This is a genomic window from Collinsella aerofaciens (assembly GCF_039752985.1).
GTDB classification, from domain to species: domain Bacteria; phylum Actinomycetota; class Coriobacteriia; order Coriobacteriales; family Coriobacteriaceae; genus Collinsella; species Collinsella aerofaciens_BT.
In genome coordinates this window covers 1-24,482 of sequence record NZ_JBDMHA010000037.1, presented here as the reverse complement: position 1 = coordinate 24,482, position 24,482 = coordinate 1, and the positions used below count along the sequence as shown (strand labels likewise).

At 59.2% G+C, this 24,482-nt stretch carries 20 protein-coding genes; 18 read left to right on the top strand and 2 right to left on the bottom strand.

Translation table 11 applies throughout. The features are described 5' to 3' along the window. Positions 1 to 320: hypothetical protein (locus tag ABHR76_RS06300; RefSeq protein ID WP_346977085.1), on the top strand; the 320-nt coding region annotated here is incomplete at its 5' end. Positions 321 to 547: 227 nt separating this feature from the next. On the opposite strand, the gene ABHR76_RS06295 is transcribed toward ABHR76_RS06300, so the two are convergent. After that, entirely contained in the window at positions 548 to 1,639 is a 1,092-nt protein-coding gene (locus tag ABHR76_RS06295) for an ATP-binding protein (RefSeq protein WP_161145496.1), read from the bottom strand. A gap of 568 nt (positions 1,640 to 2,207) precedes the next feature. On the opposite strand from ABHR76_RS06295, the gene ABHR76_RS06290 reads away from it, so the two are divergent. From ABHR76_RS06290 to ABHR76_RS06240, 11 genes are all read left to right on the top strand, one after another. Continuing rightward, positions 2,208 to 2,900, top strand: a complete 693-nt coding sequence (locus ABHR76_RS06290) for a GntR family transcriptional regulator (protein ID WP_117745681.1) — start codon at positions 2,208 to 2,210, stop codon at positions 2,898 to 2,900. A 123-nt stretch (positions 2,901 to 3,023) separates the two neighbouring features. Then, positions 3,024 to 4,046 carry a LacI family DNA-binding transcriptional regulator gene (locus ABHR76_RS06285; RefSeq protein ID WP_161145497.1) on the top strand — a complete coding sequence of 341 codons (1,023 nt, stop codon included), beginning with the start codon at positions 3,024 to 3,026 and terminating at the stop codon, positions 4,044 to 4,046. A gap of 42 nt (positions 4,047 to 4,088) precedes the next feature. After that, positions 4,089 to 4,583, top strand: a complete 495-nt coding sequence (locus tag ABHR76_RS06280; protein WP_161145498.1) for a type II toxin-antitoxin system RelB/DinJ family antitoxin — start codon at positions 4,089 to 4,091, stop codon at positions 4,581 to 4,583. Continuing rightward, complete coding sequence (locus ABHR76_RS06275) at positions 4,570 to 4,941, top strand: HepT-like ribonuclease domain-containing protein (protein WP_022095079.1); 372 nt, start codon at positions 4,570 to 4,572, stop codon at positions 4,939 to 4,941. Before ABHR76_RS06280 ends, ABHR76_RS06275 begins: the two co-directional genes overlap by 14 nt. Positions 4,942 to 5,072: 131 nt before the next feature. Continuing rightward, positions 5,073 to 6,410 (top strand): glutamine synthetase family protein, encoded by a 1,338-nt coding sequence (locus tag ABHR76_RS06270; RefSeq protein WP_161145499.1) that lies wholly within the window; start codon positions 5,073 to 5,075, stop codon positions 6,408 to 6,410. A gap of 50 nt (positions 6,411 to 6,460) precedes the next feature. Next, a complete protein-coding gene (locus ABHR76_RS06265; RefSeq protein ID WP_161145500.1) occupies positions 6,461 to 7,123 on the top strand; it encodes a response regulator transcription factor in 663 nt (220 codons plus the stop codon). A 208-nt stretch (positions 7,124 to 7,331) separates the two neighbouring features. Beyond that, positions 7,332 to 8,792 (top strand): S1C family serine protease, encoded by a 1,461-nt coding sequence (locus ABHR76_RS06260; RefSeq protein ID WP_196022685.1) that lies wholly within the window; start codon positions 7,332 to 7,334, stop codon positions 8,790 to 8,792. Between the two features lie 449 nt (positions 8,793 to 9,241). Then, positions 9,242 to 11,548 carry an NAD-dependent DNA ligase LigA gene (ligA, locus tag ABHR76_RS06255; protein WP_196022684.1) on the top strand — a complete coding sequence of 769 codons (2,307 nt, stop codon included), beginning with the start codon at positions 9,242 to 9,244 and terminating at the stop codon, positions 11,546 to 11,548. A gap of 10 nt (positions 11,549 to 11,558) precedes the next feature. Continuing rightward, a complete protein-coding gene (locus ABHR76_RS06250) occupies positions 11,559 to 12,692 on the top strand; it encodes an exonuclease domain-containing protein (RefSeq protein ID WP_161145503.1) in 1,134 nt (377 codons plus the stop codon). A gap of 54 nt (positions 12,693 to 12,746) precedes the next feature. After that, a complete protein-coding gene (locus ABHR76_RS06245; protein WP_117635874.1) occupies positions 12,747 to 13,016 on the top strand; it encodes a type II toxin-antitoxin system prevent-host-death family antitoxin in 270 nt (89 codons plus the stop codon). After that, complete coding sequence (locus tag ABHR76_RS06240) at positions 13,006 to 13,341, top strand: type II toxin-antitoxin system RelE/ParE family toxin (RefSeq protein ID WP_161145504.1); 336 nt, start codon at positions 13,006 to 13,008, stop codon at positions 13,339 to 13,341. The genes ABHR76_RS06245 and ABHR76_RS06240 overlap by 11 nt, the downstream gene beginning before the upstream one ends. A gap of 137 nt (positions 13,342 to 13,478) precedes the next feature. On the opposite strand, the gene ABHR76_RS06235 is transcribed toward ABHR76_RS06240, so the two are convergent. Continuing rightward, the gene (locus ABHR76_RS06235) at positions 13,479 to 14,825 is read right to left on the bottom strand and encodes an MATE family efflux transporter (protein WP_346977084.1); all 1,347 of its coding nucleotides are present in this window, start codon (positions 14,823 to 14,825) and stop codon (positions 13,479 to 13,481) included. A gap of 258 nt (positions 14,826 to 15,083) precedes the next feature. Between ABHR76_RS06235 and ABHR76_RS06230 the strand changes: the two genes are divergently transcribed. The 6 genes from ABHR76_RS06230 (at position 15,084) to ABHR76_RS06205 (ending at position 24,197) form a co-directional block, all read left to right on the top strand. Continuing rightward, positions 15,084 to 16,913, top strand: coding sequence for an ABC transporter ATP-binding protein (locus ABHR76_RS06230; RefSeq protein WP_346977083.1), 1,830 nt, complete (start codon positions 15,084 to 15,086; stop codon positions 16,911 to 16,913). After that, complete coding sequence (locus tag ABHR76_RS06225; RefSeq protein WP_138374594.1) at positions 16,906 to 18,804, top strand: ABC transporter ATP-binding protein; 1,899 nt, start codon at positions 16,906 to 16,908, stop codon at positions 18,802 to 18,804. Before ABHR76_RS06230 ends, ABHR76_RS06225 begins: the two co-directional genes overlap by 8 nt. A gap of 215 nt (positions 18,805 to 19,019) precedes the next feature. Next, a complete protein-coding gene (locus ABHR76_RS06220) occupies positions 19,020 to 20,057 on the top strand; it encodes a hypothetical protein (RefSeq protein WP_346977082.1) in 1,038 nt (345 codons plus the stop codon). A 235-nt stretch (positions 20,058 to 20,292) separates the two neighbouring features. Beyond that, on the top strand, positions 20,293 to 21,348 hold the full coding sequence (gene moaA, locus ABHR76_RS06215; RefSeq protein ID WP_346977081.1) for a GTP 3',8-cyclase MoaA: 1,056 nt from the start codon (positions 20,293 to 20,295) through the stop codon (positions 21,346 to 21,348). 4 nt (positions 21,349 to 21,352) lie between these two features. Then, complete coding sequence (gene mobB, locus ABHR76_RS06210) at positions 21,353 to 22,651, top strand: molybdopterin-guanine dinucleotide biosynthesis protein B (RefSeq protein WP_346977080.1); 1,299 nt, start codon at positions 21,353 to 21,355, stop codon at positions 22,649 to 22,651. 265 nt (positions 22,652 to 22,916) lie between these two features. Then, the gene (locus ABHR76_RS06205) at positions 22,917 to 24,197 is read left to right on the top strand and encodes an MFS transporter (protein WP_346977079.1); all 1,281 of its coding nucleotides are present in this window, start codon (positions 22,917 to 22,919) and stop codon (positions 24,195 to 24,197) included. Positions 24,198 to 24,482 lie beyond the last annotated feature (285 nt).

Sequence of the window (24,482 nt, the reverse complement as noted above, 5' to 3'; positions counted from 1 at the left end):
GCGGTAGCAGCACCCCGAACATCTCGCCGACAGCGCAGAGAGTCGTCGACCTGGCGGCCAAGGCCGACATCGAGGACGTGATGCCGTGCGACCCGCCCGGCGTCCCGTCCTTCCTAGGGCTGCCACCTGAGACGGAGATGCCGCCGGGCAACAAGGGGAAGACGAAGCTCAAGAAGCTCTACAGGAAGGTGGCGCCGAACAAGGCATACCACTCCGGCGAGCGCGCCAAGGATTTGATCTCGCACCTCGACATGGCAGAGATCAGGGCATCGGCGCCCGTCCCGCTCGGAGAGATAGACAGAGCGGGCGTAAGCGGCTGATGTAACTTCTGACACCCTAGAACTTACATCGAGCCCAATACGAGCTCGGGGCTCTTTTCGTCTAGATTGGGGACGCATGGCCGGACGAAAACAATTTGCGTCTGGTAATAAGCGTACGAAAGCGCAATTTACGTCTTAATTCCGTACGCAAATCAAGACGAAAATCGTTTACGTCTGCTTTAAATCCGTACGAAAACGGTTTTCGTCTTGCAGGGCAGTTGCCGTTTCTACAGTTCAACTTCCAGTTCGGCTTTGTGCTCGTAGAGGTAGTCGCGCATGTAGGGGATGGCAAATGAGACCTTGCCGTACGAGGGAGCCTCGATAATCGATTCTCTTAACAGGCGGCTGCGGACGGAACTCACCTGTTGAGGCGTTTTGTTTAGGGCATCGGCAACCATGCTGGTCGAGCTCGTCTGCCCCAAAGACGCCATGCTCAGCAGATAAGCGATGCACGTGGGCGGAATGCGCTGCAGCGCGGGCTCAATCACCATGGCGCAGAAGCGTTCGCGTGCCGTTGCAATGCCACGCTCGGCTTCTTCTTCTCCAATAATCGCTGTATGTGCACGTCTTGCCAACTGCCATGCGTAGTATCCAACGAGTTGGATCATGAAAGGATAGCCTTGCGTTGCCTCGGCAAGTTGGCCGGCAATACCTGGCTGCAACTCCATGCCAGACGCTTCAATGGTTTCCTCGAGGGAGTACGACACTTCGGTTACTGCTACAGCCTTCAGATCAAAGGGGAGGGCACGGCGCAAAAACGTAAGTGTCTTTCCGTTGATGATGCCTTCAATCATCGAAGGCAGCCCAGCAAAAACAAAGGCGATATCAAGGTCTTCGCCGATAACCTGCTGAATCGCAATGGAGAGCGTTCGGACCTCATCGAGCTCTGCGTCTTGAACCTCGTCGAGAGTGATGAGCAGGCCATTTCCATTCTTAGATATTGTCTGTCTCATGGCGTCGCGTAGCGATGGGCCGATTCGCTCAATATCTATGCTGCCGATGGATATGCCAGCTACGGTGGGCTCAAATCTGGCGTGTTTGGCCTGGAATTTGGGCTGCAGCTGTTCGAGAATGCGCTGGCAAAGTCCCTCGGTTGCGACCTCTTTTATGACCGTCCAGCCACGGCTTTGCGCCAAACGTGAGCACTCGTCAAGGAGGACCGTCTTGCCCGTTCCACGGACGCCGGCTATGCGCATTAGGCGCCCCGGGGCACCAGGCCCGTTGACGAGGCCCTCATTGAATTCTTCGAGCACATCTTCGCGGCCGATAATCGTGGGAGGTGTTTTACCTGCTGTGGGCTTAAAAGGGTTTGTTTGCATGTGAGCCACCTTTGCTCAAGATATAGCAAGATATAGCAAAGTATAGCAAGATATAGCAAAGTATAGCAAGATATAGCAAAGTAAGCGCTACTCGCGGGTTTTGCGGTGGTGCTATTTTCCAAATGCCGCGCGGATAAAGCGCTGGGCGAACAGCTTGTTGGCAACTCACGAGGGCTCGGGGTGCCAATTTGGGATGGAGTAGTGCTGTGCCACGAATAGGGCCTATCTACTACGTTTAAGCCGCAGAGGTCAACCATAGCCGGCTATTTTGAAAATCGATAAGTTTTCTACCAGCGGTTTTGTTTTTGCACTTTTCAGCATGGTCTGGGCTCTCCGCGTTAACGTAGTAGATGGGCCCCTTTTGTGGCAAGGGGCCGACCTGCGGCTCAGGGTAGCCAAAAAAGCCCCGTCCCAAAAAGACTGTTGGAAGTTGCGGTGGAATAGTTCCTGTTTTTGCTGCTGAAGGCTTTGAGCAGGAACTATTCCACCGCAACTTATGAGGGGGCGGGGGATGCGATAGTATTACGTGGTGATATTCGACAAACCGTGGGCTTCATCCGAGGGCTTTATGGAACAACACCAGCATTATCAGAGCCTGCAAGACCAGGCATACAACGCATTGCGCTCCAAGATCATCTATGCCGAGCTCAAGCCTGGCACGCGCCTTTCGGCGATTGGTCTGGAAAAGGAGACGGGAATCGGGCGCACGCCCATTCGCGAGTCCTTTGTGCGCCTGCGTGAGCAGGAGCTGGTGGAAACGCGTCCCAAAAGCGGCACTTATGTCTCAAAAATCAGCATGGAGCGCGCCGAGAACGCCTGTTTCTTGCGCGAGAAGCTCGAGAGAAGCGTGCTCATTAAATGTTGTTCGGCTGCTACGCCCGAGCAAAAGCAGCGGCTTGAGCAGATTCTTGCCGAGTCCGAGTCACTCGACCATAGCGAAACACGTCGCTTTTTCGATCTGGACAACTTGTTCCATGAGACATGTTTTGAGATTGCCGATCGTCACATGTTGTGGGATTGGATGAAGAGCATCAACACGCATTTTGAGCGATACAACTGGTTGCGTATGGTGTCGCAGGATCTGGATTGGGAGCCGATTCGTCGGCAGCATCGCCGGATTCTCGAGGCCATTAAGAGGGGCGATACCGATGCGGCGAGTTATCTGGCAGAGACGCACTTGCACCTGATGCCCGAAGAGCAGGGCCCGGTTATCGCCTTGCATCCCGACTACTTTGAGCTGCCTAAAGACTCGTCTATCTAGCCCATCATCGCATCTGCTCGAGACGCAAAAACGATGCGGCTCACCTACAGCGTTTTGCAACCGAGATTTTTAAAAATGCCTAAAATGGCTCAGACCGCCGACAATTGGGAAACGGGGTGCGCCATGGCGCAGATGAGAATCAAGGACATTGCCGCCGAGGCGGGCGTGAGCCCGGCCACGGTCTCGCGCTATCTCAACAACCGCCCCGGGCAGATGACCGAGGAGACCCGCGCTCGCATCGCGGCGGTTATCGAGCGCACCGGCTATCGCCCGCGTGCCGCCGCACGCAATCTGCGCAGCTCACGCACCAACCTCATCGGCGTGATCCTGGCCGACATCGCCAACCCGTTCTCGAGCGCCATGCTCGAAGGACTTTCCGCCAGCGCCGCCGCGCGCGGCTGCTCACTTATGACTGCCATTAGCGGCAACGATTCCGCCAAGGAGGCCGAGTCGCTCACCAGACTTATCGATGCCGGCGTGGACGGCCTGGTCGTCAACACCTGCGGAGGCAATGACGAGGCGATTGCCGCGGCAGCGGGACGTCTGCCCGTTGTGCTGCTCGACCGCGATGTTGCCGACGGTGGTGTCGATCTGGTGACATCTAACAACCGTGAGCTGGTCGCCGGCCTGGTAGACGCCTTGGCCGCCGCTGGCAGTGAGCGCCTGTGCCTGCTCACCGAGGCAAGCGACGACAGCCCCGTGCGTCGAGAGCGCGCCGAGGCCTTTGCCGACGAGCTTTCGCGACGCGGCCTTGCGGGCGAGGTCGTCACCCTGGCCGACGGCGGTGCCACGGGCGTCGGCCGCTTGGACGAGACCATCCGCGGCTATGCCGGCAAAAAGCTCGGCCTCATTGCTGTCAACGGCCTGGTTTTCCTGCGTCTGACCGAGGCACTGGCGCAGCTTGGTCCCTCGCTGCCGGCGGGGCTCAAGATCGCGACGTTTGACGACTACCCCTGGAACCACGTGCTCTTTGGCGGCGTGACCACGGCCGCGCAGGACACCCTCACCATTGCCGAGTGTGTGGTCGAGCGCCTGTCCGAGCGCATCGATGTTGTTACCACCACCGTGGGCGATGCCGCAAAGCTCGCCCCCAAGCGCATCGAGATCCCCGGCCACATCGAACACCGCGCCTCGACCTCGCGCTAGCATGTATGATAATATATAGACAATGTCATACAGGAGGTATCCATGGCTGCGTCTGTGTTGAGTGTGCGAGTGGACTCGTCAATTAAAGATTCATTTGCGGAGCTGTGCGAAGAACTCGGCATGACTTCGTCCGTTGCGGTCAATATGTTCATGAGGCAGATGTTGCGCGAGCGCTCGCTGCCGTTTGTTCCTTCACTTGGTAAAAACTCTGCGAGCGAAAGCGCCGCGGCGGGCATTTTGGATACTGCCCAGATTGAGTCCGCCGTCTGCGAGGCGGCCAGCTCGATTCCCGCCATCAAAACCGTGATTCTTTTTGGTTCGTATGCCCGGGGCGAGGCGCATGTCGATAGTGATATTGACTTGCGTCTCGAAGTCGATCGCGAGCAGGGCTTTGGTCTTTTCGCGCTGTCGGCATTTGGCGAGGCGGTGCGCAAAGAAACCGGGAGGCAGGTTGATCTCGTCTCGAGCGACCATCTTGATGACGATCTTGCCGCGGTAATCGAGCGCGAAGGAGTGATCCTTTATGATCGCGCGTAAGTCAGACGGTCTCCGCGCTCAAGAGGTTTTGGAAGCCATCTCTGAAACGAACGAGCGCATCAAGGCTTTTGATATCACCGAGGACCAGTTTCTGCATGCGAATGACGTGCGGACGAGGGCGTTGGCGGACTCCCTTTTGATGTGTGCGCTTAGGGTGACGGAAGAAGCGGGCAAGTTGTCGGAACGCTCGCAGCGGCTTCATCCCGAAATTGAGTGGCGTGGAATTATCGGCATGAGAAATTATCTTGCGCATGATTACGGCAATGTCGACCGCTCGGTTGTTTGGGATGCAGTGACGATGGAGTTCCCTGCGCTGGAACGAGCCTGTAGGCAAATTGTCTCCGAATCCGAGCGATAGTTGCTGGTCATACCCGCCTACGCGAACGTTTTTTGAGCGCTTGATACGCTTTAACCCTGCGGAAACATTTTTCTGCGATAGTATCTGCGATATAGACCAGTCGAAACCCGCCCGAAAGAAAGGGGAGCGACATGAACCAGCAGAACATCGATTACGTACTCCGCTCCGTAGAGCAGCGTGACATCCGCTTTGTGCGTCTGTGGTTTGTCGACATTCTCGGCCGCCTCAAGAACTTTGCCATTAGCCCCGAGGACCTCGAGGTCGCTTTTGAGGAGGGTATTGGCTTTGACGGCTCTGCCATCGAGGGCTTTGCCACGCCCGAGGAAGCCGATATGCTGGCGTTTCCCGATGCTTCGACCTTCCAGATCCTGCCGTGGCGCCCGAGCCACAACGGCGTCGCCCGCGTGTTCTGCGACGTGTGCACTCCCGATTGCAAGCCCTTTGCCGGCGACCCGCGCGATGCCCTGCGCCGCATGTTCCGCAAGGCCGAGAAGGCCGGCTATCTGCTCAACGTGGGCGCCGAGCTGGAGTATTACTACTTCCCCGACGAGCACACCCCCGAGCCGCTCGACAACGTGGGCTACTTCGATCTTTCGGTGAGCGATGCCGCCCGCGACCTGCGCCGCAACACGGTCCTCACGCTCGAGAAGATGTCCGTGCCCGTGGAGTACACCTTCCACGCCGCCGGCCGCTCGCAGCACGGCATGAGCCTGCGCCACGCCGAGGCCCTGAGCATGTCCGACGCCATCACCACGGCCAAGCTCATCATTAAGCAGCAGGCCTACGAGAGCGGCTGCCATGCCTCTTTTATGCCCAAGCCGTTGGCGGGCGAGGACGGCAGCGCCATGTTTTTGCATCAGTCGCTGTTCGACCACGACGGCAACAACGTCTTTTGGGGCGAGGATGACGAGAAGTACCACCTCTCCGATATTGCCAAGCACTACATGGCCGGCATTCTGGCACACGCGCGCGAGATCAGCGCCATCACCAACCCCACGGTCAATTCGTACAAGCGCATCACCACGGGTGGCGACTCCGTGCCGCAGTACGCCACGTGGGGCCTGCGCAACCGTGCGAGCATGGTCCGCATCCCGGTCTACAAGCCCGGCAAGCAGCTGTCCACGCGCATCGAGCTTCGCAGCCCCGACCCCATGGCCAATCCGTACCTGGTCAACGCCGTCACGCTGGCGGCTGGTCTGGACGGCATCGAGCGCAAGCTGGAGCTCCCGCCCGAGGCAACGGCCGAGACGCTCAAGCTCACCGACCGCCAGATGCTCGAGGCCGGCTACACGCCGCTGCCGCGCTCGCTCAAAGAGGCGCTCGACGTGTTTGAGGACTCGCAGTTTATGAAGGATGCCCTCGGCGAGCACATCCACAGCTTCTTCCTCAAAAAGAAGCGCGACGAGTGGCATAAGTTTGAGTCCACGATCACCGAGTGGGAGATCAAGCACTACCTGGCGAACTCCTAATCGCGCTGGCTTGTTCCAGTACGATTGAGCTCATTTCTTTGGAGGCCGATATGTCCGAAAAGAGTGCCCTGTTCATGGCGCGCACGACGCGCTTCCACGAGTTTGCCCGCAGCTTGACGACCACCCTGGGTGTCGAGGTGAGCCTTGCCACACCCGATTCGCCGACTGCGGCGCACGACTTTGACCTGCTGATCCTCGATTCCGACGGCATTCGCAGCGACCGCATCGATCAGATTGCCAAGTGGCTTGACGATCGCGGCGGCGTCCCCATGTTGGTGATTGTCGACGACGAGGCGCTCGGCACCCTGCGCCTGCCGAATCACGCGCATGCCGACTTTGTATGCCCCACGGCGACGCCCAACGAGCTCAAGGCTCGCGCACAGCGCCTGATGGGCGAGGAGGAGACCGTCGCCGCCGACGATGTGCTCAACATCGACAACCTCGAGATCAACCTGGCCACCTACCAGGTGACGCTCGATGATGAACCCATCGATCTGACGCTGATGGAGTACTCGCTGTTGAGCTTTTTGGCGACGCACCCCAACCGCGCCTACAGCCGCGAGGTGCTGCTGCACCGCGTGTGGGGCTTTGAGTACTGCGGCGGCACGCGCACCGTCGACGTGCACATCCGACGCATCCGCTCCAAGGTGGGTCCGCAGATCGCGGCTCATATCACCACCGTCCGCGGCGTGGGTTATCTGTTTAAGGACTAGCTTTTCACCGCAAAGGGGACAGGCAACTTTGTGGTGGTTTTGCCGCATGCGTGGATTCCTCTCGAGTTTGCAGCAGAACTTAAGCCTTCCTAAAAGATTGCGTTCTCATACACGTTCGCCCGCATATTGGGGTACAACTCAACGTGAACAATGATGGCCCGCCACATGTTTGGCGGGCCTTTGGTTATTTGACGAAAGGATTGCAGCTATGAGCGAGAACGATTCCCAGCTCCCCCAGGATCCGGGCAATGCCGGCGATACTCAGCAGCAGCCGCGCGTACAGGTGGAGTCGACGCCTGCCGACGGCAACATTCCCTACGTGCAAGCCTACGACACGCAGACCGGCAAGCCGCTGGGCGGCCAGCAGGTTGTAAACAAGCACACGGTGGTCAAGACCAAGACCAAAAAACTGCCGATCTTTATTACGGCGCTTGCCGGCTGTGCCTGTGGCGCCCTGCTGGTCATCGCGCTCATTATGAGCGGCACGCTCGATATCGGCGGCGGCAGGAACGCCGTGACGGCGGGTGCTTCGGGTTCATCGGCGCAAAAGATCACCATCGACTCCGAGGATACCACGCTGGCCGAGGCCGTCTCTGCCAAGGCGTTGCCCTCCGTCGTTTCCATCACCGCCACTTCGAGCGGTAGCCAGAATGGCTCGCTTTCGCAGTCTGCCGACGAGTCGGACAGCTCGGGCAGCGTCGGCTCGGGCGTGGTGCTCGATACCGAGGGCCACATCCTCACCAACAACCACGTGGTCGATGGCTATGACCAGTACGTGGTTACCATGGACGACGGCACCACCTACGAGGCCGAGTTCGTGGGCAACGACGCCTCGAGCGACCTGGCCGTCATCAAGCTCAAGGACGCCGACGCCTCCAAGCTTACGCCGATCGAAATTGGCGACTCCTCCAAGCTCAACGTTGGCGAGTGGGTTATGGCGATCGGCTCGCCGTTCGGCAACGAGCAGTCTGTCTCCACGGGTATCGTGTCGGCGCTCTATCGTTCCACGGCCATGAGCTCTACCAGCGGTAACACCATCTATGCCAACATGATTCAGACCGATGCCGCCATCAACCCGGGCAACTCCGGCGGCGCGCTCGTCAACGACAATGGCGAGCTCGTGGGTATCAACTCGCTCATCGAGAGCTATTCGGGCTCCAGCTCGGGCGTGGGTTTTGCCATTCCGGTCAACTATGCCAAGAACATTGCCGACCAGATCATCGACGGCAAGACGCCGGTGCATCCGTACATGGGCGCCACGCTTTCGAGCGTCAACGCGCTCAACGCCCGCACCAACAAGCTGAGCACCGATAGCGGCGCGTATGTGGCGAGCGTCGTTGAGGATGGTCCTGCCGCCAAGGCTGGCATCCAAGAGGGCGATGTCATTACCAAGCTGGACGACGATGAGATTACGAGCGCCGATGGCCTGATCATTGCGCTGCGCAGCCACGAGGTGGGCGAGAAAGTCGAAATCACGCTCATGCGCGGCAAGGAAGAGAAGAAGGTCACCGTCGAGCTGGGCTCCGATGAAGAGTTGCAGAACCAGCAGCAGGACGACAGCGCGACCGACACCGGCAACGGCGGTATTACCGACGAGCAGCTGCGCCAGTACCTGGAGGAGCTGCTAGGCCAGCAGGGCCAGGGTCAAGGCTACGGTCAGGGCTACTAGCGAGCCGTATCGCGTATATCGAGGCCAGAGGGGGCTGTCCCATCAACGTGGGGCAGTCCCCTCTTTTCTTATTGATCCGTTGGGGACGGAGGAAAATGGATCACTTGGGGCTGACAAGAGGCCTGGTTCGGAATGGTCTGGACAGTTAGTTCAGATACGTATAAATCTGGGGCAGCTTGGGATGCGTTTTGAGCAATTTTTGATTGGGATGGGGCTCGAATGGGTGTTTGGAAGGGAGAGCGGGACGTTTACATGGTCTCGAGGAGCCCAAATTAGTTGAAACAGGGGTGTTCGTGCCTGATCCAGCTCTAGGATTTATACGTATCTGAACTAACTGTCCACCCCAGTCTGGCGGCTGCCGATTCGGTGCGGTTCGAAAGGGTTATTCGGCCCCATGGTGACCGGTGGTACTCTTGTATCCGTTTGAAATCGAGCGAAGGAGTGCCGCTATGGAGCAATCGAGCCTGTTTGGTGACGGCGTGGACATCGATACCGAAACGCTAGCGAGCACGGATACCGCTGCACCGGTCGATGCCCGTGCCCAGGTGGCAGCGCGCGCGGCCGAGCTGCGCCACGAGCTCGACTATCACGCCTATCGCTACTACATGCTCGACGCGCCCGAGATCACGGACGCCGCCTTTGACAAAATGCTCGTTGAGCTGCAGGAGATCGAGGCCACCTACCCCGATCTGGTAACGCCCGACAGCTATACCCAGCGCGTGGGCGGCTACGTGAGTGAGCAGTTTACGCCGGTCACGCACATGGCACGCATGTATTCTATGGACGATGCCATGGATTTGGACGAACTCGACGCGTGGCTCCAGCGCACTGAGGATGCGCTTGGTGCCGGTAGCGTCACTTATACCTGCGAGCTTAAGATCGACGGTCTGGGCGTGGCGCTTACCTACCAAAACGGCACCTTTGTGCGCGCCGCCACGCGCGGCGACGGCACCACGGGCGAGGACGTATCGCTCAACGTGCGCACTATCAAGGATGTGCCCATGCATCTGTCCGAGCCGGCGCTCGCCCACATGGCCGCCGATCGCGAGCGCACCATCGAAGTACGCGGCGAGGTCTATATGCCCAAGGGCAGCTTTGTTCGTCTGAACGACGAGGCCGATGCCGAGGGTCGCGACCCCTTCGCCAACCCGCGCAACGCCGCCGCCGGCAGCCTGCGCCAAAAGGATCCCAAGGTCACGGCACGCCGTGACCTGGCCACCTTTATCTATGCCATTGCCGATACCGATCCGTTGCACGTCCACAGCCAGCGCGAGTTTCTGGACTGGCTGCGTAGCGCCGGCTTTAGCGTCAACCCCAACGTGGCTCGTTGCGCCACGCCGGCCGATGTCCACGAGTTCTGTGCCCAGGCGCTCGAGCATCGCGGTGACCTGGACTACGACATCGACGGCGTGGTTGTAAAGGTCGATAGCTTCCAACAGCAGCTCGACTTGGGCTTTACCGCCCGCGCGCCGCGCTGGGCCATCGCCTTTAAGTTCCCGCCCGAGGAAAAGCAGACCGTCCTGCGCGAGATACGCATCCAGGTGGGTCGCACCGGTGTGCTCACGCCGGTCGCCGAGTTCGACCCGGTGACGGTCGCCGGCTCCACCATCGCGCGCGCCACGCTGCATAACATCGACGAGATTCGCCGCAAAAACGTGCGCGAGGGTGACACTATCATCGTGCACAAGGCAGGCGACGTGATCCCCGAGGTCGTGGGCCCGGTGCTCGATAAGCGCCCGGCCGACAGCGTTGACTGGCAGATGCCCGAGGTCTGCCCCGTGTGCGGCAGCCCTGTGGTCCACGAGGATGGCGAGGTCGCTTACCGCTGCGTCTCCATCGACTGCCCCGCGCAGCTCAAGGAGCGTCTGCTCCACTGGGTGAGCCGCGGCTGCATGGACGTCGACGGCCTAGGCGACGAGATCGTCGACAAGATGATCGCCGCCGGCCTGGTCCACGATGTCGCGGACTTCTACCAGCTCACGATCGATGACATCGCAGGCCTGGACACGGGCCGCGTGGTAAAAGGGGGGCATCGTAAGGGCGACCCCATGCTCGATAAGCATGGAAAGCCGATGCTCAACGAGGACGGTACTCCAAGGCTTTACAAAGCCGATCGAATCGTTAAAAATGCGGGCGAGCCCATACCGGTGGGTGTGAAGACGGCTGAAAAGATAGTCGATGAGCTCAATAAATCTCGGCAGTTGCCGCTCCCAAGGATTCTGTTTGCTTTGGGGATTCGCTTGGTGGGGAAGAGCGTCGCCGAGCTTATAGCCCGGCGTTACCTTTCAATTGATGCACTTGTTATAGCTGACGAGGAAGATATAGCCCAGATCGAAGGGGTTGGACCGGAAATCGCAAATAGCATAAAGGAGTTCTTCTCTGTTCCGGAAAATCTCGATGTGCTTCAGCGACTTCGTGAATGCGGTTTCTCTCTCGAGGAAGACCTTATGGGCGCAATGCAGGCAAAGTCTGAAAAAGCTGGTATTTCCGCCAATCTCGCTTCAGAGCAACCACTAACAGGATTGACTTTTGTTCTGACCGGTACACTCGAGAAACGTTCTCGTTCCGAGGCTGGGGATGTGTTGAAACTTCTGGGGGCTAAGGTGACGGGGTCGGTTTCGAAGAAAACCTCCTATGTAGTTGCGGGGGCGAATGCGGGCTCAAAGCTCACTAAGGCCCAAGCACTTGGTGTGCCCGTACTGGACGAAGACCAACTTGAGGAAATTATCGAAACGGGCGAAGTTCCTGTGGAGTAGGGAGACTGTCATGGCGGCAGACGTACTGTTTTTGGATGTTGAAACTCCAAATGGACACAATGATCGAATTAGCTCAATTGGACTAATTCGATGTGACTGCAATGGTGCCGTCCTTGCAGAGGATTCCTATTTGGTTGATCCTGAGGAGCCGTTTTCGGAAATAAACATGAGGCTAACGGGCATTTCCCACGCTGATGTTGCCGGTGCTCCTACATTTCCGGAAATATGGTCACGCTCATTGAAAAGCTTGTTTGACGGAGCCGCTCTGGTTGCTCACAACGCTTCATTTGATTTGGCGGTTCTGTGGAAGCTATTCGACGCCTATGAACTTGACAGGCCCGAGTGGAATTACGCCTGCACTAAAGAGCTTGCCAAGCAGTGGCATCCAGAATACCCAGACTATAAGCTTCCAACGGTTTGCCGATGCCTAGATCTTGAGATGGGGAACCATCATCGAGCCTTGGACGATGCGGATGCTTGCAGGCGTATTTTCCACTCGTTGGTTATGGAAGACGAGGGGCGTGTCCCCACGTTTGCACCGTATAGTCTTGGTGCTAGTTGCAAACGACGTTCAAATGAAGGGGCTTCCCGTGCTTCGGCACAGAGAGTGAAGTCGGAAAAGACTGCCGATTACTGCGACTTTCTAAGTTTGTGCGAAATGATAGTCGCCAATGGCCGAGTTGATGCCTTGGAGGCAATGTCAGTACTGCAGTATGTCGAAGAACATGATAAGTTGCAAGGCGACCCTTTGCTCGACAAAGTTTGCTCGCTTCTAACTGCCGCTTTGGCGGATGGTGATATAGATGAGCGCGAATCCAATCAATTGGTTGGTTTATTGCAGGGGGTAATCAATCCCTGCTCCGATGGCGTAGCGCATCGACAGGTTCAAATTGAAGGAAAGAAATTCTGCCTCTCTGGTACTTTCTATCATGGTTCAAAAGAGTGTATCAAGCAGTTTATTTTGCAGAATGGCGGCCAGGTACTGAGTGGCGTGTCAAAGAAATGCGACTACGTGGTTGTGGGCGATGAAGGCAGCGATGCTTGGACTACAAAGAACTACGGGAGTAAGGTAAAGAAAGCCTTGGAACTCCAGTCCAAGGGCGATGACATTCAGATTGTCAGTGAAGATGCTTTAGGACTTTAGCGGGGTCGTTTTGGTGTAACATAATTGTGTACACAATTATGTTAGGAGTGTGCCATGCCCGTTTGCGTTCCAATTAAAGATATGCGGGACACCGCAAAGTTTTCTGAGCTCGTTGAAACTACTACGGGCCCAGTGACTGTTACAAAAAACGGCTATAGCAAATTTGTTGTACTTCGATCTGAAGACTATGACCTCATGGTTCAGGAACAGGCTAAGGCTCGCCTGATGGCTCGTATAGCTGTGGCCGAGCGGGAGCGTGCTGCCGGCACGGCGCGTGATGCCTTTGAGGCCCTCGATGACCTTGAGGCAAAATATGGCCTATAACGTCAAGATTCTGCCTACAGCTGAACAAGAGGTTGACGATATCGTTGATTATCTATTAGGGCATGGTATTTTTACCGCCCGGCATTTTCTTGATAAATACCGTAGTCAGCTCCAGCTTCTTCAAAGTGGTGTAGTTGACTACGGCTTATCGAAGTTACCCGAGCTTGCAGCGCTTGGCTACCATGCTTGCCTCGTCAATTCTTATGTAATGCTTTATTACTACGATAACGAGGACGTTGTGGTTGCCCATGTTTTTCACCAAAGCCAAGATTATGCCGCATTGGTGATATCTAGAAATCGATTCGAGTTGCTGGATAATGATTAGTAAGAACCGCCCGGAAGCACGATGCCTTCCGGGCGGTTCTTACTTTGCCGGGACAACCGGCACCGTGATCTGCGTCACGTAGGTCGCCGGGTCGTCGCTGATGATGTCGTCGATGGGGGCGATTTCGCGTTGCCCCGCTACGCTGCCAACTTGTCAAAAGCCCCACGCCGGTTGAGCACGGTAAACGCGACAACACAGATGACTGCCGACAAAATCGAGCCGCATGGCGAAGCGATGCCCATGGGAAACAGCGTGTCGGAATAGGCGTTCGACAGCAGCCACGCGCCCGGCACGCGAATGAGTGCCACGGCCAGCACGTTGTGCGCAAAGCCGATGTAACTCTTGCCGTATGCAGCGAAAAAGCCACTAAAGCAAATGTGGATGCCGGCAAAAATCGCGTCGAAAATGTAGCTGCGCATATAGCCGGTACCGGCCGCGACGACCGCGGAGTCCTTGGCAAAAAAGCCGATAAACGCCGGTGCCACCAGCCACATCAGCACCGTGATCAGGCAGCCATACACCACCGAGATCGTCATGGCGTCTTTGAGCACCTGACGCGCGCGATCGCCCTTGCCCGCGCCGGCGTTTTGCGCCGTGAGCGCGCTGACGGTGGCACCCATGGAACTCGGCACAATGAACAAAAAGCTGATCATCTTTTCGACCAGGCCCACGGCGGCAGCGTCGACGAGCCCTCGGTGGTTGGCAATGACGGTGATGAACATAAACGCCACCTGGATGCAGCCGTCCTGCACGGCCACGGGCACGCCGATCTTAAGAATGCTGCCGAGCACCTCGGGCTGGGGGCGCAGGTCGCTACGCTTAACGTGGATGTTCGTGCGACGGCTCTTGAGCCACACGAGCGCGAGGGCAACGCTTGCCGTCTGGGCGGTTACCGTGCCGAGCGCCGCACCCACGGGGCCGAGTCCCATGTGGCCGATAAATAGAAAGTCGAGCGCGATGTTGATGATGCATGCCACGCCGATCACGTACATGGGCGAGCGCGAATCTCCCAGCCCGCGAAAGATGGCCGAAAGAATGTTGTACGCGGCGATAAAGGGAATGCCGACAAAGCAGATACGCAGGTAGGCGGCGGTTCCTTCGACCGCCTCGGCCGGCGTGCCAATGAGTGCCACGATTTGCGGGCACAGTGCGAGCAGGATAGCGGCCAGCACCACCGAGACGCCCATAAAGAGTGTGATGGTGTTGCCGATGGCGGCCTCGGCGCGGTCGAAGCGGCGCGAGCCCACGGCGTGGCCAACGATGACCGTCGTTCCCATGGCCAGGCCCACAAGCGTCACGGTAATGATATAGAGCGTCTGCGCGCCATTGCCCACGGCGGTGATGCCGGCGGCACCGCTAAACTGCCCCATCATGTACAGGTCGGCCATACCGTAGAGCATCTGCAAAAAGTACGAGAGCATATAGGGCAGGGCAAAGACCGCGATGGTCTTGAGGATATTGCCGCGTGTGAGGTCGTGTTCCATGGGCGGGGCTTTCTGGCTGGGTTTGTTTACGTACCAGTGTAGTGAAAACCCTACAACGATTGTAGAGTCAAGGTTTGTGATGACGCCGGAGCGAAAAAGTCTCGCGCACCATTATTCCGAGTGAATATGGACACACATCACGAGAACTCGCCGCCGGCGCTAACCTTGCAGAAAACGATTTCGGAATACTTGACACCATTATTCGGCGCGCAATAATACGTGCGTTTGCGAACAACGTTTGATGGGGGTTGAACCTGCGTGCGCAATCTCAAAATACTGTTTTCCTATCTAGGGGCATACCGTCGCGATGCCATCCTCGGCGTGTTCTTTGTGTCGGTCGAGACGGTGCTCGAGCTGTTTATCCCGGTCATCATGGCCAACATCATCGATGTGGGCGTGCCTGCGGGTGATATCAGCTACATGCTGCTGCAGGGGTCGTACATGTTGGTGTGCGCTGCGCTTTCGCTGGTACTGGGCTTGGGTTATGCACACACGTCCGCCCGCGTTGCCTCGGGCCTAGGCGCTAACCTGCGCGAGGCTGAGTACAAAAAGATTCAGACGCTCGCTTTTGGTAACCTGGACAACTACGACGCCAGCTCACTCGTCACCCGCATGACCACGGACATCACCGTTATCCAAAATGCTGTGGGCAACGGCTTTCGCCCTATGGTGCGCGGCCCGGTGACGCTTATCGTCGGCCTTATCTACGCGCTGATGCTGTCGCGCCCGCTCGCCACCGTCTTTGCGATCATCTTGCCCGTGCTGGCAATCGTGCTGGGCGTCATCACCTATCGCGTGAGCCCGCTCTACCGCCAACTCCAGACCTCGATGGATCACCTCAACGGCGTGGTACAGGAAGACCTCACCGCCGTGCGTGCCGTCAAGGCCTACGTTCGTACCGAGCACGAGGAGGCCAAGTTCGACACCGTCAATACCGAGCTCGCGCGCACTGCGACAAAGACCTTTGGCAGCGCGGTGCTCAACCTGCCGGTGTTTCAGCTGTCGATGTACGTGGCTGCGCTCTCCATCCTGTGGATTGGCGGCCGCATGATTCTCGCCGGCAAGTTGGGTGTAGGCTCTCTCACGGGCTTTATGAGCTACGTGCTGCTGATCATGAATTCGCTCATGATGATTTCCAACGTGTTTTTGCTGCTCACGCGCGCTCTTACGAGTGTGGGCCGTATCGCCGAGGTGCTCGATGAGGAGCCCTTTATCGCCAACCCCGCGGGAGACCTCGCGATTGCGGCGCCAGCGGACGGCAGTATCGAGTTTCGCGACGTTTCCTTTAAATACCGCGCGGATGCAGCCGAGGATGTGCTCGAGCATATCGACCTTCGCATCGAGAGCGGCTCGACGGTGGGCATCCTCGGCGGCACGGGCTCGGGCAAGAGTTCGCTTGTGCAGCTGATTGCGCGCCTGTACGACGCCACTGAGGGCACCGTGCTTGTGGGCGGACACGACGTGCGCGACTACGACCTCGCGACCTTACGCGATGCCGTGGGCATTGTGCTGCAAAAGAATGTGCTGTTCACGGGCACCGTGCGCGAGAACCTGCAGTGGGGTAATCCGCAGGCGTCGGACGATGAGCTCCTCGCGGCTTGCCGCGCGGCGTGCGTGGACGAGTTCCTTGATCGCATCGGCGGACTCGACGGCGAGTTGGGCCAAGGCGGCGCCGGTGTCTCGGGTGGCCAGAAGCAGCGCCTGTGCATCGCACGCACACTGCTCAAGCATCCGCGCGTGCTCATTTTTGATGACTCCACCAGCGCGGTCGATATGGCGACCGACGCTAAGATTCGCGAGCACATCGCTCGGATTCCCAATACGACCGTGCTCATCATCGCCCAGCGCATCGCGAGCGTCATGGATGCCGATCGCATTGTGGTGTTGGATGACGGTCGTGTCCACGGCGTGGGCACGCACGAGGAACTGCTGGCGGGCGACAACATATACCAGGAGATTTACGCCTCGCAGATGGAGTTTGCGGGGAACACGGACGCCAGCGACGGCGGCGACGATGGCTGCGCGAATGATCCGTTTTCCTCCGTTCCCAGCGGATCGCCCTTGGAAGGGGGTGAGCGCCATGCCTAAGACCGCAGCCCAAGCACGCCCGGCCGACCTCAAGCGCACGGTGCGCCGCCTGCTCTCCTACATGGGGCATGCCAAGTTCTCGTTGCTCGCGGTGGGCGTGCTCGCCTCCGTCGCCGCCATCGCGAGCCTCGCCGGCACCTACATGGTGCGCCCCATCGTTAACGGTTTGGCTACGGGCGGGGAGGAACTGCTCGCCAAGCAGGTCATCCTGACGGCGATCATCTACGCCGCGGGCGTGCTTTCGGCCCTGGGCTACTCGCAGATCATGGTGCGCGCGGCCCAACGCGTGGTGTCCGATATTCGCCGCGACCTGTTCGCGCACATCCAGACGCTGCCGCTCAGTTATTTTGACAGCACGCGCTCGGGCGACATCATGAGCTTTTTCACCAATGACGTCGACACCGTCTCCGAGGCGCTCAACAACAGCTTTGCCAACGTGATTCAGGCCGCCATTCAGGTTGTGGGCACCACGGCTATGCTCATCATCCTTAACTGGCAGCTCACGATTATCACACTCGTGTGCGATGCGGCCATTGTGCTGTATGCGCGCTACTCGGGCGCGCGCTCTAAGCGTTTCTTTGCTGCCCAGCAGGCATCGCTTGGCGACCTGGACGGATACGTCGAAGAGATGGTCTCGGGCCAAAAGGTCATCAAGGTCTTTAACCGCGAGGCGGCGAATGTCGCCGGCTTCACCTGCCGCAACGACGAGCTTCGCCGCACCGGCACCGCCGCCGTGAGCTATGCCAACTCCATGGTGCCCATGACCGTGGTGATTGGCTACGTCAACTATGCCATCGTCGCCGTGGCGGGCGGCATGCTCTGCATCAAGGGACTCGCCGACGTGGGCGCGCTCGCGAGCTACCTGGTCTTTGTGCGCCAGGCGGCCATGCCCATCAACCAGTTTACGCAGCTGGGCAACTTCTTGCTCAACGCGTTGGCCGGTGCCGAGCGCCTGTTTGCGGCTATGGACCTTGAGCCCGAGGTGGACGAGGGCTGCGTGGAGCTGGTGCAGACGGGCGACGCCGCGTGGGCGTGGAAGATTCCCGAGGGCCAGGGCGTGGGCGCGTACGGGCACTTGCATGACGTGGCAGCCGTTGATGAGTCGGGCCGCGCGGTGGCCGCCGACGGCATCGAGCTCACGTGCGGCTTGGTCCCGCTTGCCGGCGACGTGCGCTTCCATGCCGTGGACTTTTCCTACGTGCCGGGCGCCCGCGTGCTCACGGACCTCAACCTGTTTGCCAAGCCGGGGCAAAAGATTGCGTTTGTGGGCTCCACGGGCGCCGGCAAGACGACCATCACCAACCTCATCAACCGCTTCTACGAGGTCGATGACGGCGAGATCACGTACGACGGCATCGACGTCAAGCACATTGCCAAGGCCAGCCTGCGCGGGTCGCTCGGCATTGTGCTGCAGGACACGCACCTGTTTAGCGGCACCATTGCGCAGAACATCCGCTTTGGCAAGCTCGACGCGACCGACGAGGAAGTGCGCGCCGCTGCCGAGGCCGCCTGCGCCGACTCGTTTATCCGCCGCCTGCCGCGGGGCTACGACACACCGGTCACGGCCGACGGCGCCAACCTGTCGCAGGGTCAGCGTCAGCTGCTCGCCATCGCGCGCGTGGCCGTCGCCGATCCGCCGGTGCTCATCCTGGACGAGGCCACGAGTTCCATCGACACGCGTACCGAAAAGCTCATCGAGCGCGGTATGGACCGCATCATGCGCGGTCGCACCACGTTTATGATCGCGCACCGCCTGTCCACTGTCCGCGACGCCGACGCCATCATGGTCCTCGAACACGGCCGCATCATCGAGCGCGGCACGCACGAAGAGCTGCTCGCCCAGCACGGCGAGTACTGGCAGCTGGCGCATGGCTTAAAAGAGCTGGATTAACCCGTTCGAGCACGATGCTTTGACCCCTCCGTGCCTCTTACCTCGCCTCAAACCATCACAACATTCGACGTTTTTCGCCAAAAACGGGAAAAGCATCGAATGTTGTGATGGTTTTTCTGCCACTCGACCGGGTGGAATCGCTTTCTTGCGCACGAAGGTGTGCGGACCCGTGAGCAGGGGAATAAGGTTGGTTATCCGACTCCATTGGAGGGCTCATGGACCTGCCGATCGTCCTGTCCCATAAGACTGCCTGGCTGTACCACAACGTGGCGCGCCCGTCCGAGTCGCTCTCGCGAGCAAGCAGTCTATACGATGAGGACTCGCTTGCTAACGAGGCGGAACCGACCGCGAGCCTGCCCAAATTGGGACTCGATGCCAAGGGGCTGAGGGCTTCAACGGCGGTTGGGATCGTTGCCGACCATCTGGTTTCTCTTGGTATTCCACGAGAAGAGCTCGATCATATCGACACGCTCGTCAACTTCGATTTTGAGCGCTCGACGCCGGCTGGATTTAGGTGCCACGTGTTTGGGGCGCCGATACCTCCAGACCATCTTATCGAGGTGGCAGAGGGCCTTCTGGTGGTTGATGAGGTCATGTGCTTTGTCCAAGCGGGTTTGTGGATGAGTGAGCCCGAGCAGCTGGAATATGGCTACGAAATCTGCGCCCGATACCATTTGAATCATCTGTCGACAGGCGATTATATCGAGATGGGGCAGAGGTATACCGTTGCCGACTTGATTACTTATTGCAATGGGAACCGATCTCGTCAGGGGGCTATACGCGCGGCCGCCGTGCTCAAGCGCGTGCACGATGGCGCGCGGTCGCCCATGGAGACGGCCACCGCAATCATGGTCGTAGCAAAACGTTCTCAGGGAGGGCTGGGATACGCCAAGATCGAGCTCAACCATCGGGTCGATGTCCCCAACGAGTTCAAGTATCTCGCAAAGGCCGGGTATTTCGAGATCGACGTATATGCGCCTGCGAGCGGTACGGGGATTGAATACAACGGCTCTGACCATCTTGATAAACAGCGCAGCGCGTCGGATGCGGAGCGTATGACCGTGCTGAGCGCGCTGGGCTTTAGGATGATCGTCCTCACCGGGACTCAGTTTGCCCATCAACTGCAATTGCATCGGGCAATGAATGCCATCGCGCTCGCTATGGGCCTTAAGTGCGACCGAAGCGAAGCGTTCCAGAAACGTCAGAACGACCTACGAGAATTCGTGATTCGGCACTGGGACGGCGGCCTTTAGGGACGTTCCGGTCCTTCTGCGGGGTGCCGTGGGCAGGCAAAGCATCACAACATTCGACGTTTTTTGCCAAAAACGGAAAAAGCATCGATTGTTGTGATGGTCTGTGTGTTGAGGATGGGCTCGGAAGGTCCGTTTTGTTCGAGGCGACCTGTCCTGTCGTACGGGTGTCGGCATGATTCTCTCGTGGGGTATTATGTTTTCCGAAGAATAAAACGCCGCGTGAGGGGAGGGCTGCGTGGGCGGGCACGTGCAACATGACGGTTTTGGCCGCGACATTAATTACCTGCGCATTGCCGTTACCGACAAGTGCAATTTCCGCTGCATTTACTGCATGCCAGCCGATGGCGTGGCGCCCCGTGCGCACGACGAGCTGCTCAGCGCCGAGGAAATCGCCCGCTTTGTGCGCCTGGTGGCGGGGGAGGGCATTCGCCGCGTGCGCCTGACGGGTGGTGAGCCGCTGGTCAGCCGCCGTATTATTCCGCTCATTCGCGACATCCGCGCGATTCCGCAGATCGAGGACATTTCGCTCACCACCAATGGCGCCCTGCTGCCCAAGCTGGCGCCGCAGCTCAAAGACGCCGGTCTTAACCGCGTCAACATCTCGCTCGACACGCTCGACCCTACGCTGTTTGGAAAGATCACGCGTCTGGGCCGGCTCGAACAGACCATGGCTGGCATCGACGCGGCGCTGGCTTGGGGCTTTGAGCCCGTTAAGGTCAACTGCGTTGTTGTGCGCCGGCTCAACCAGGATGTGGCAGCCCTCGCGCGGCTTACGCTTGACCGCCCCATCCATCTGCGCTTTATCGAGTACATGCCCATTGGTGACGAACACACGAGCTCGCATTGCGCTGTGGACCCGCATGCGCCCGCGCTCAATCCCGAGCTGTGGGACGCGGGCGATACCGTGCCGAGCGACGAGCTGCGGGCGCGCATCAATGCCTGGGCCGCCGCGACGGGACTGGGCGAGCTCGAGCCGCTCGACATCAACGACGCTCCTGCCGGCGCGGGTCCTGCGCGCTATTGGCACTTTCCGGCCGCGGCGGGAACGGTCGGCTTTATCAGCGCCATGTCCAATCATTTTTGCGCGAACTGCAACCGTCTGCGCCTGACGGCAGACGGCAACGTGCGTCCGTGCCTGTTCAGTGATGCCGAGTATTCGGTGCGCGACGCCCTGCGCCGTGGTGATGATATGCAGGTGCTTTCGATTTGGCGCGATGCCGTGGCCCACAAACCGCAGGAACACGCGATAATTGAGGGCACGCAACGATTTATGTCCCAAATCGGAGGATGATCATATGGCCAAGAGCAGGTACGCCGATGCCACCAAGGCCGCTCGCAGGGCCGCGATGTCTGCCCACAAAGTCACGGCTGCGGCCAGCGATGTCGTTACAGGTGCGCAGCCGTCTGCCAGTGCTGCTACCGAGCCCGCCCGCGACGCCCGTCGCGACGAGCTGACGCACGTGGACGCCAAGGGCGAGGTGCGCATGGTCGACGTGTCCGACAAGGCCGAGACCCATCGCATTGCTATCGCCGAGGGCACTATCCTCATGCATCCCGAGACGCAGGCCATGGTGCTGCAGGACCGCGCCAAGAAGGGCGACGTGCTTGCCTGCGCGCGCGTGGCGGGCATTATGGCCATCAAGCGCACGAGTGACATCATCCCCATGTGCCATCCGCTGCTCATTACCAAGAGCAAGTGCGACATTGCGCCCATCGCTCCGGCGGGAACGCCTGTCGATGACGTGCCCGAGGGCTGGGCGCCGGCGCGCGCGGACGGGCAGGTTGGCTTTCACGTACTGGTTACGGCCGGCGTGACGGGCAAGACGGGTATCGAGATGGAGGCGTTGACCGGCGCGAGTGCCGCGTGCCTAACCATCTACGACATGTGCAAGGCCGTCGATCGCGGCATGGAGATCGTCGACGTGCGCCTGCTGCACAAGGAGGGCGGCCGCTCGGGCGTGTGGGATCGTGCAGAGCGTCAGGCCGCTGCCGTTGAGGCCGTGGCCGCTGACGGTGCCGTGCCCGCAAGCGCACCCGTCGCCGTCGCGCCCACAGTTCCAGCTCCGGCCGTCCCCGCGATCGCGTTTATCGGCTACCAAAACTCGGGCAAGACCACGCTCGTCGAGAAGGTTATCGCCGAGCTCACCCGCCGCGGCCTGCGCGTGGGTTCGCTCAAGCATCATGGGCATCATGGCTTTGATATCGATGTGCCCGCTAAGGATACCTGGCGCCATCACCAGGCCGGATCCAAGCACGTGGGCCTCATCTGCGCCACGCGCTGGGCGGAGTACGCCGACACGCGCGAGGAGGACGAGATGCCCGCGCGTGAGCTGCTGTCGCGCTACAACGATGTTGACGTGGTGATCATCGAGGGCTACAAGACCGAGGGCTTCGACAACATCGTGGTCGCGCGCTCCGGTGTCGACCGTCTGCGCGGCAAGAGCTCGCTCGACCTGGTCGACGGTCACACGCTGGCCCTTGCCTGCAACGAGGCTCTGGCACGCCAGGCCTTCGACGCCGGCTTTGCGACCCGAACCATCAACATCAACGACGCCCGAGCCATCTGCGACCTCATCCAAGATTATCTGGCCTAAAGCCTGTCAAAAGGGGACAGGTTTATTTTGGCAGGTTTTATCTTGGCAAACGTCATATCCACCACAAAGGGGCCAGGCTCCTTTGTGGTGGATTTTGCTTTGGTAGATGTGTGGGGCATGCCTTACAATCTACCAAGTAGTTCATGACGGGCGAAAAACGGAGAGAAGGGGCTTGATGCGTCCTTAGTGTTTCTTGCGAATAGATTGATTTGACAGACGGTGGCGAATGCCCACCGTCCGCATTCGTATGAAACAAGGAGTCTCCATGCTCGCCTCTCTTTTCTCAAAGCCTCAATCATCGCTGTCCGTGCAGGCCAAGCGCCTGGTGGCGATGCGCTTTCTCATCTACACCGGCTTCCAGACCAGCTACTTTATCGGCGTCATCGGAACGCTCACCTATGCGGACGACGCTTCGGTCGTCGCGACATCGCTGGCCGTCCTGTTTATGAATGTATTCGTGATCCTGGGATCCTTTGCGGGTGGCGCGGCGCTTGACGCCTGGGGCCCGCGCCGCCATTTCTTGCTGAGCATCGTGGGCACGCTGGCAACCGACGCGGCGATCCTCGTTTTTGGCAGCGCGACCGGAACAGTCCTTGCCGGCGCGGTGCTCCTGGGCTTTGTGATGGGATTCGCCCAGCCTATTGCCACATCCTATCCGGCCTACCTCACCGATGATCCCGTTGAGCTCAAAGACATCAACTCCGCCATCGCCATGTTTTCAAACGTGAGTATCATCGTTGGCCCCACGCTGGGCGGCTTTGTCGCGGCGGCTGCGTCGTCGCGCGCGGTGTTCGTGCTCATGATGATCTTTACCGTACTGGCGCTCGTCGCCGGTTGGGGCTTTAGGCCGCAGACCAGCCATGTCGCCGGAGATGCGGATGCCGATTCGGCAGAGGAAGGGGAGCGTGCGGGACAAAGCTCCAACCCCAGTACATCCACCCGCGCCACCTTCGCAGCCAGCATCAAGACAGTCTTCACCAACAGCGTCCTCGCGCTACTTTTCTGCATCATTTTTCTTTCGAACTTTGGCTACGGGGCCTTCGATCCGCTCGAGTCGTTTTTCTATCGCGATGTCCTACGCGTCGGCGTTGAGTGGATGGGCTGGCTCTCGTCGGCCTCGGGCGTGGGCGCGGTGCTGGGCGCCGTGGTCGCGCTCCGCTTGCCGCCGCACCTGGTCAATCTTAAAACGCTGCTCGTGGCGCTTATGTCTGTGGGTCTGGGAAGCCTGCTCTATGTGGGGACACCGTACGTGGGTGTGGCCTTTGTCGGCCAGGTCGCCCTGGGCATAGCTTGGGGTGTCGTCAACCCGCTCCACAACACCATCGTGCAAACGACGGCTCCGCTCGAGCAGCTCGGTCGCGTCAACTCGGTCATGGGCTTTGGCAACATGTTCGCCGGCGTGGCCCCTCTGGCGGTTGCACCGTGGCTGGCGGCAACATTTGGCGTACAACGGACGCTCGTGGGGGCAGGCATGGTCGTGACGGCGGTTCCCGCGGCGCTGCTGCTGTTTGGACGCCGGCATTTGGATCGTGCCGCAAAGCAGTAAAAACCATCACAACATTCGATGAAAATCGCGATTGTGCCGAAAAACATCGAATGTTGTGATGGTTTGCGCCCCGGGCCAGGCCACCCTTCGGGTCTGGTCACCACAAAGGGGCCAGGCACCTTTGTGGTGGTTTTTGCTTTGAGGGGCCGCGCCTGTGCCTTGGTATACCATGTACGCCGTTAACGACCACACCCCACACCGCCGCACAACCCAGAAAGGCCCCCATGGACGCCACCTTCAGCCACATCAAAGCTGTGTTCTGCGATATCGACGGTACGCTGCTCA

What these genes read in the sequence shown, in the direction of transcription:
- ABHR76_RS06220 (WP_346977082.1), top strand. Translation starts at nt 19,020, where the DNA reads ATGGACCTGCCGATCGTCCTGTCCCATAAGACTGCCTGGCTGTACCAC.
- ABHR76_RS06270 (WP_161145499.1), top strand. Translation starts at nt 5,073, where the DNA reads ATGAACCAGCAGAACATCGATTACGTACTCCGCTCCGTAGAGCAGCGT.
- ABHR76_RS06295 (WP_161145496.1), bottom strand. Translation starts at nt 1,639, where the DNA reads ATGCAAACAAACCCTTTTAAGCCCACAGCAGGTAAAACACCTCCCACG.
- ABHR76_RS06240 (WP_161145504.1), top strand. Translation starts at nt 13,006, where the DNA reads ATGGCCTATAACGTCAAGATTCTGCCTACAGCTGAACAAGAGGTTGAC.
- ABHR76_RS06245 (WP_117635874.1), top strand. Translation starts at nt 12,747, where the DNA reads ATGCCCGTTTGCGTTCCAATTAAAGATATGCGGGACACCGCAAAGTTT.
- ABHR76_RS06250 (WP_161145503.1), top strand. Translation starts at nt 11,559, where the DNA reads ATGGCGGCAGACGTACTGTTTTTGGATGTTGAAACTCCAAATGGACAC.
- ABHR76_RS06225 (WP_138374594.1), top strand. Translation starts at nt 16,906, where the DNA reads ATGCCTAAGACCGCAGCCCAAGCACGCCCGGCCGACCTCAAGCGCACG.
- ABHR76_RS06290 (WP_117745681.1), top strand. Translation starts at nt 2,208, where the DNA reads ATGGAACAACACCAGCATTATCAGAGCCTGCAAGACCAGGCATACAAC.
- ABHR76_RS06265 (WP_161145500.1), top strand. Translation starts at nt 6,461, where the DNA reads ATGTCCGAAAAGAGTGCCCTGTTCATGGCGCGCACGACGCGCTTCCAC.
- ABHR76_RS06275 (WP_022095079.1), top strand. Translation starts at nt 4,570, where the DNA reads ATGATCGCGCGTAAGTCAGACGGTCTCCGCGCTCAAGAGGTTTTGGAA.
- ligA (WP_196022684.1), top strand. Translation starts at nt 9,242, where the DNA reads ATGGAGCAATCGAGCCTGTTTGGTGACGGCGTGGACATCGATACCGAA.
- ABHR76_RS06260 (WP_196022685.1), top strand. Translation starts at nt 7,332, where the DNA reads ATGAGCGAGAACGATTCCCAGCTCCCCCAGGATCCGGGCAATGCCGGC.
- ABHR76_RS06285 (WP_161145497.1), top strand. Translation starts at nt 3,024, where the DNA reads ATGGCGCAGATGAGAATCAAGGACATTGCCGCCGAGGCGGGCGTGAGC.
- ABHR76_RS06235 (WP_346977084.1), bottom strand. Translation starts at nt 14,825, where the DNA reads ATGGAACACGACCTCACACGCGGCAATATCCTCAAGACCATCGCGGTC.
- ABHR76_RS06280 (WP_161145498.1), top strand. Translation starts at nt 4,089, where the DNA reads ATGGCTGCGTCTGTGTTGAGTGTGCGAGTGGACTCGTCAATTAAAGAT.
- ABHR76_RS06205 (WP_346977079.1), top strand. Translation starts at nt 22,917, where the DNA reads ATGCTCGCCTCTCTTTTCTCAAAGCCTCAATCATCGCTGTCCGTGCAG.
- mobB (WP_346977080.1), top strand. Translation starts at nt 21,353, where the DNA reads ATGGCCAAGAGCAGGTACGCCGATGCCACCAAGGCCGCTCGCAGGGCC.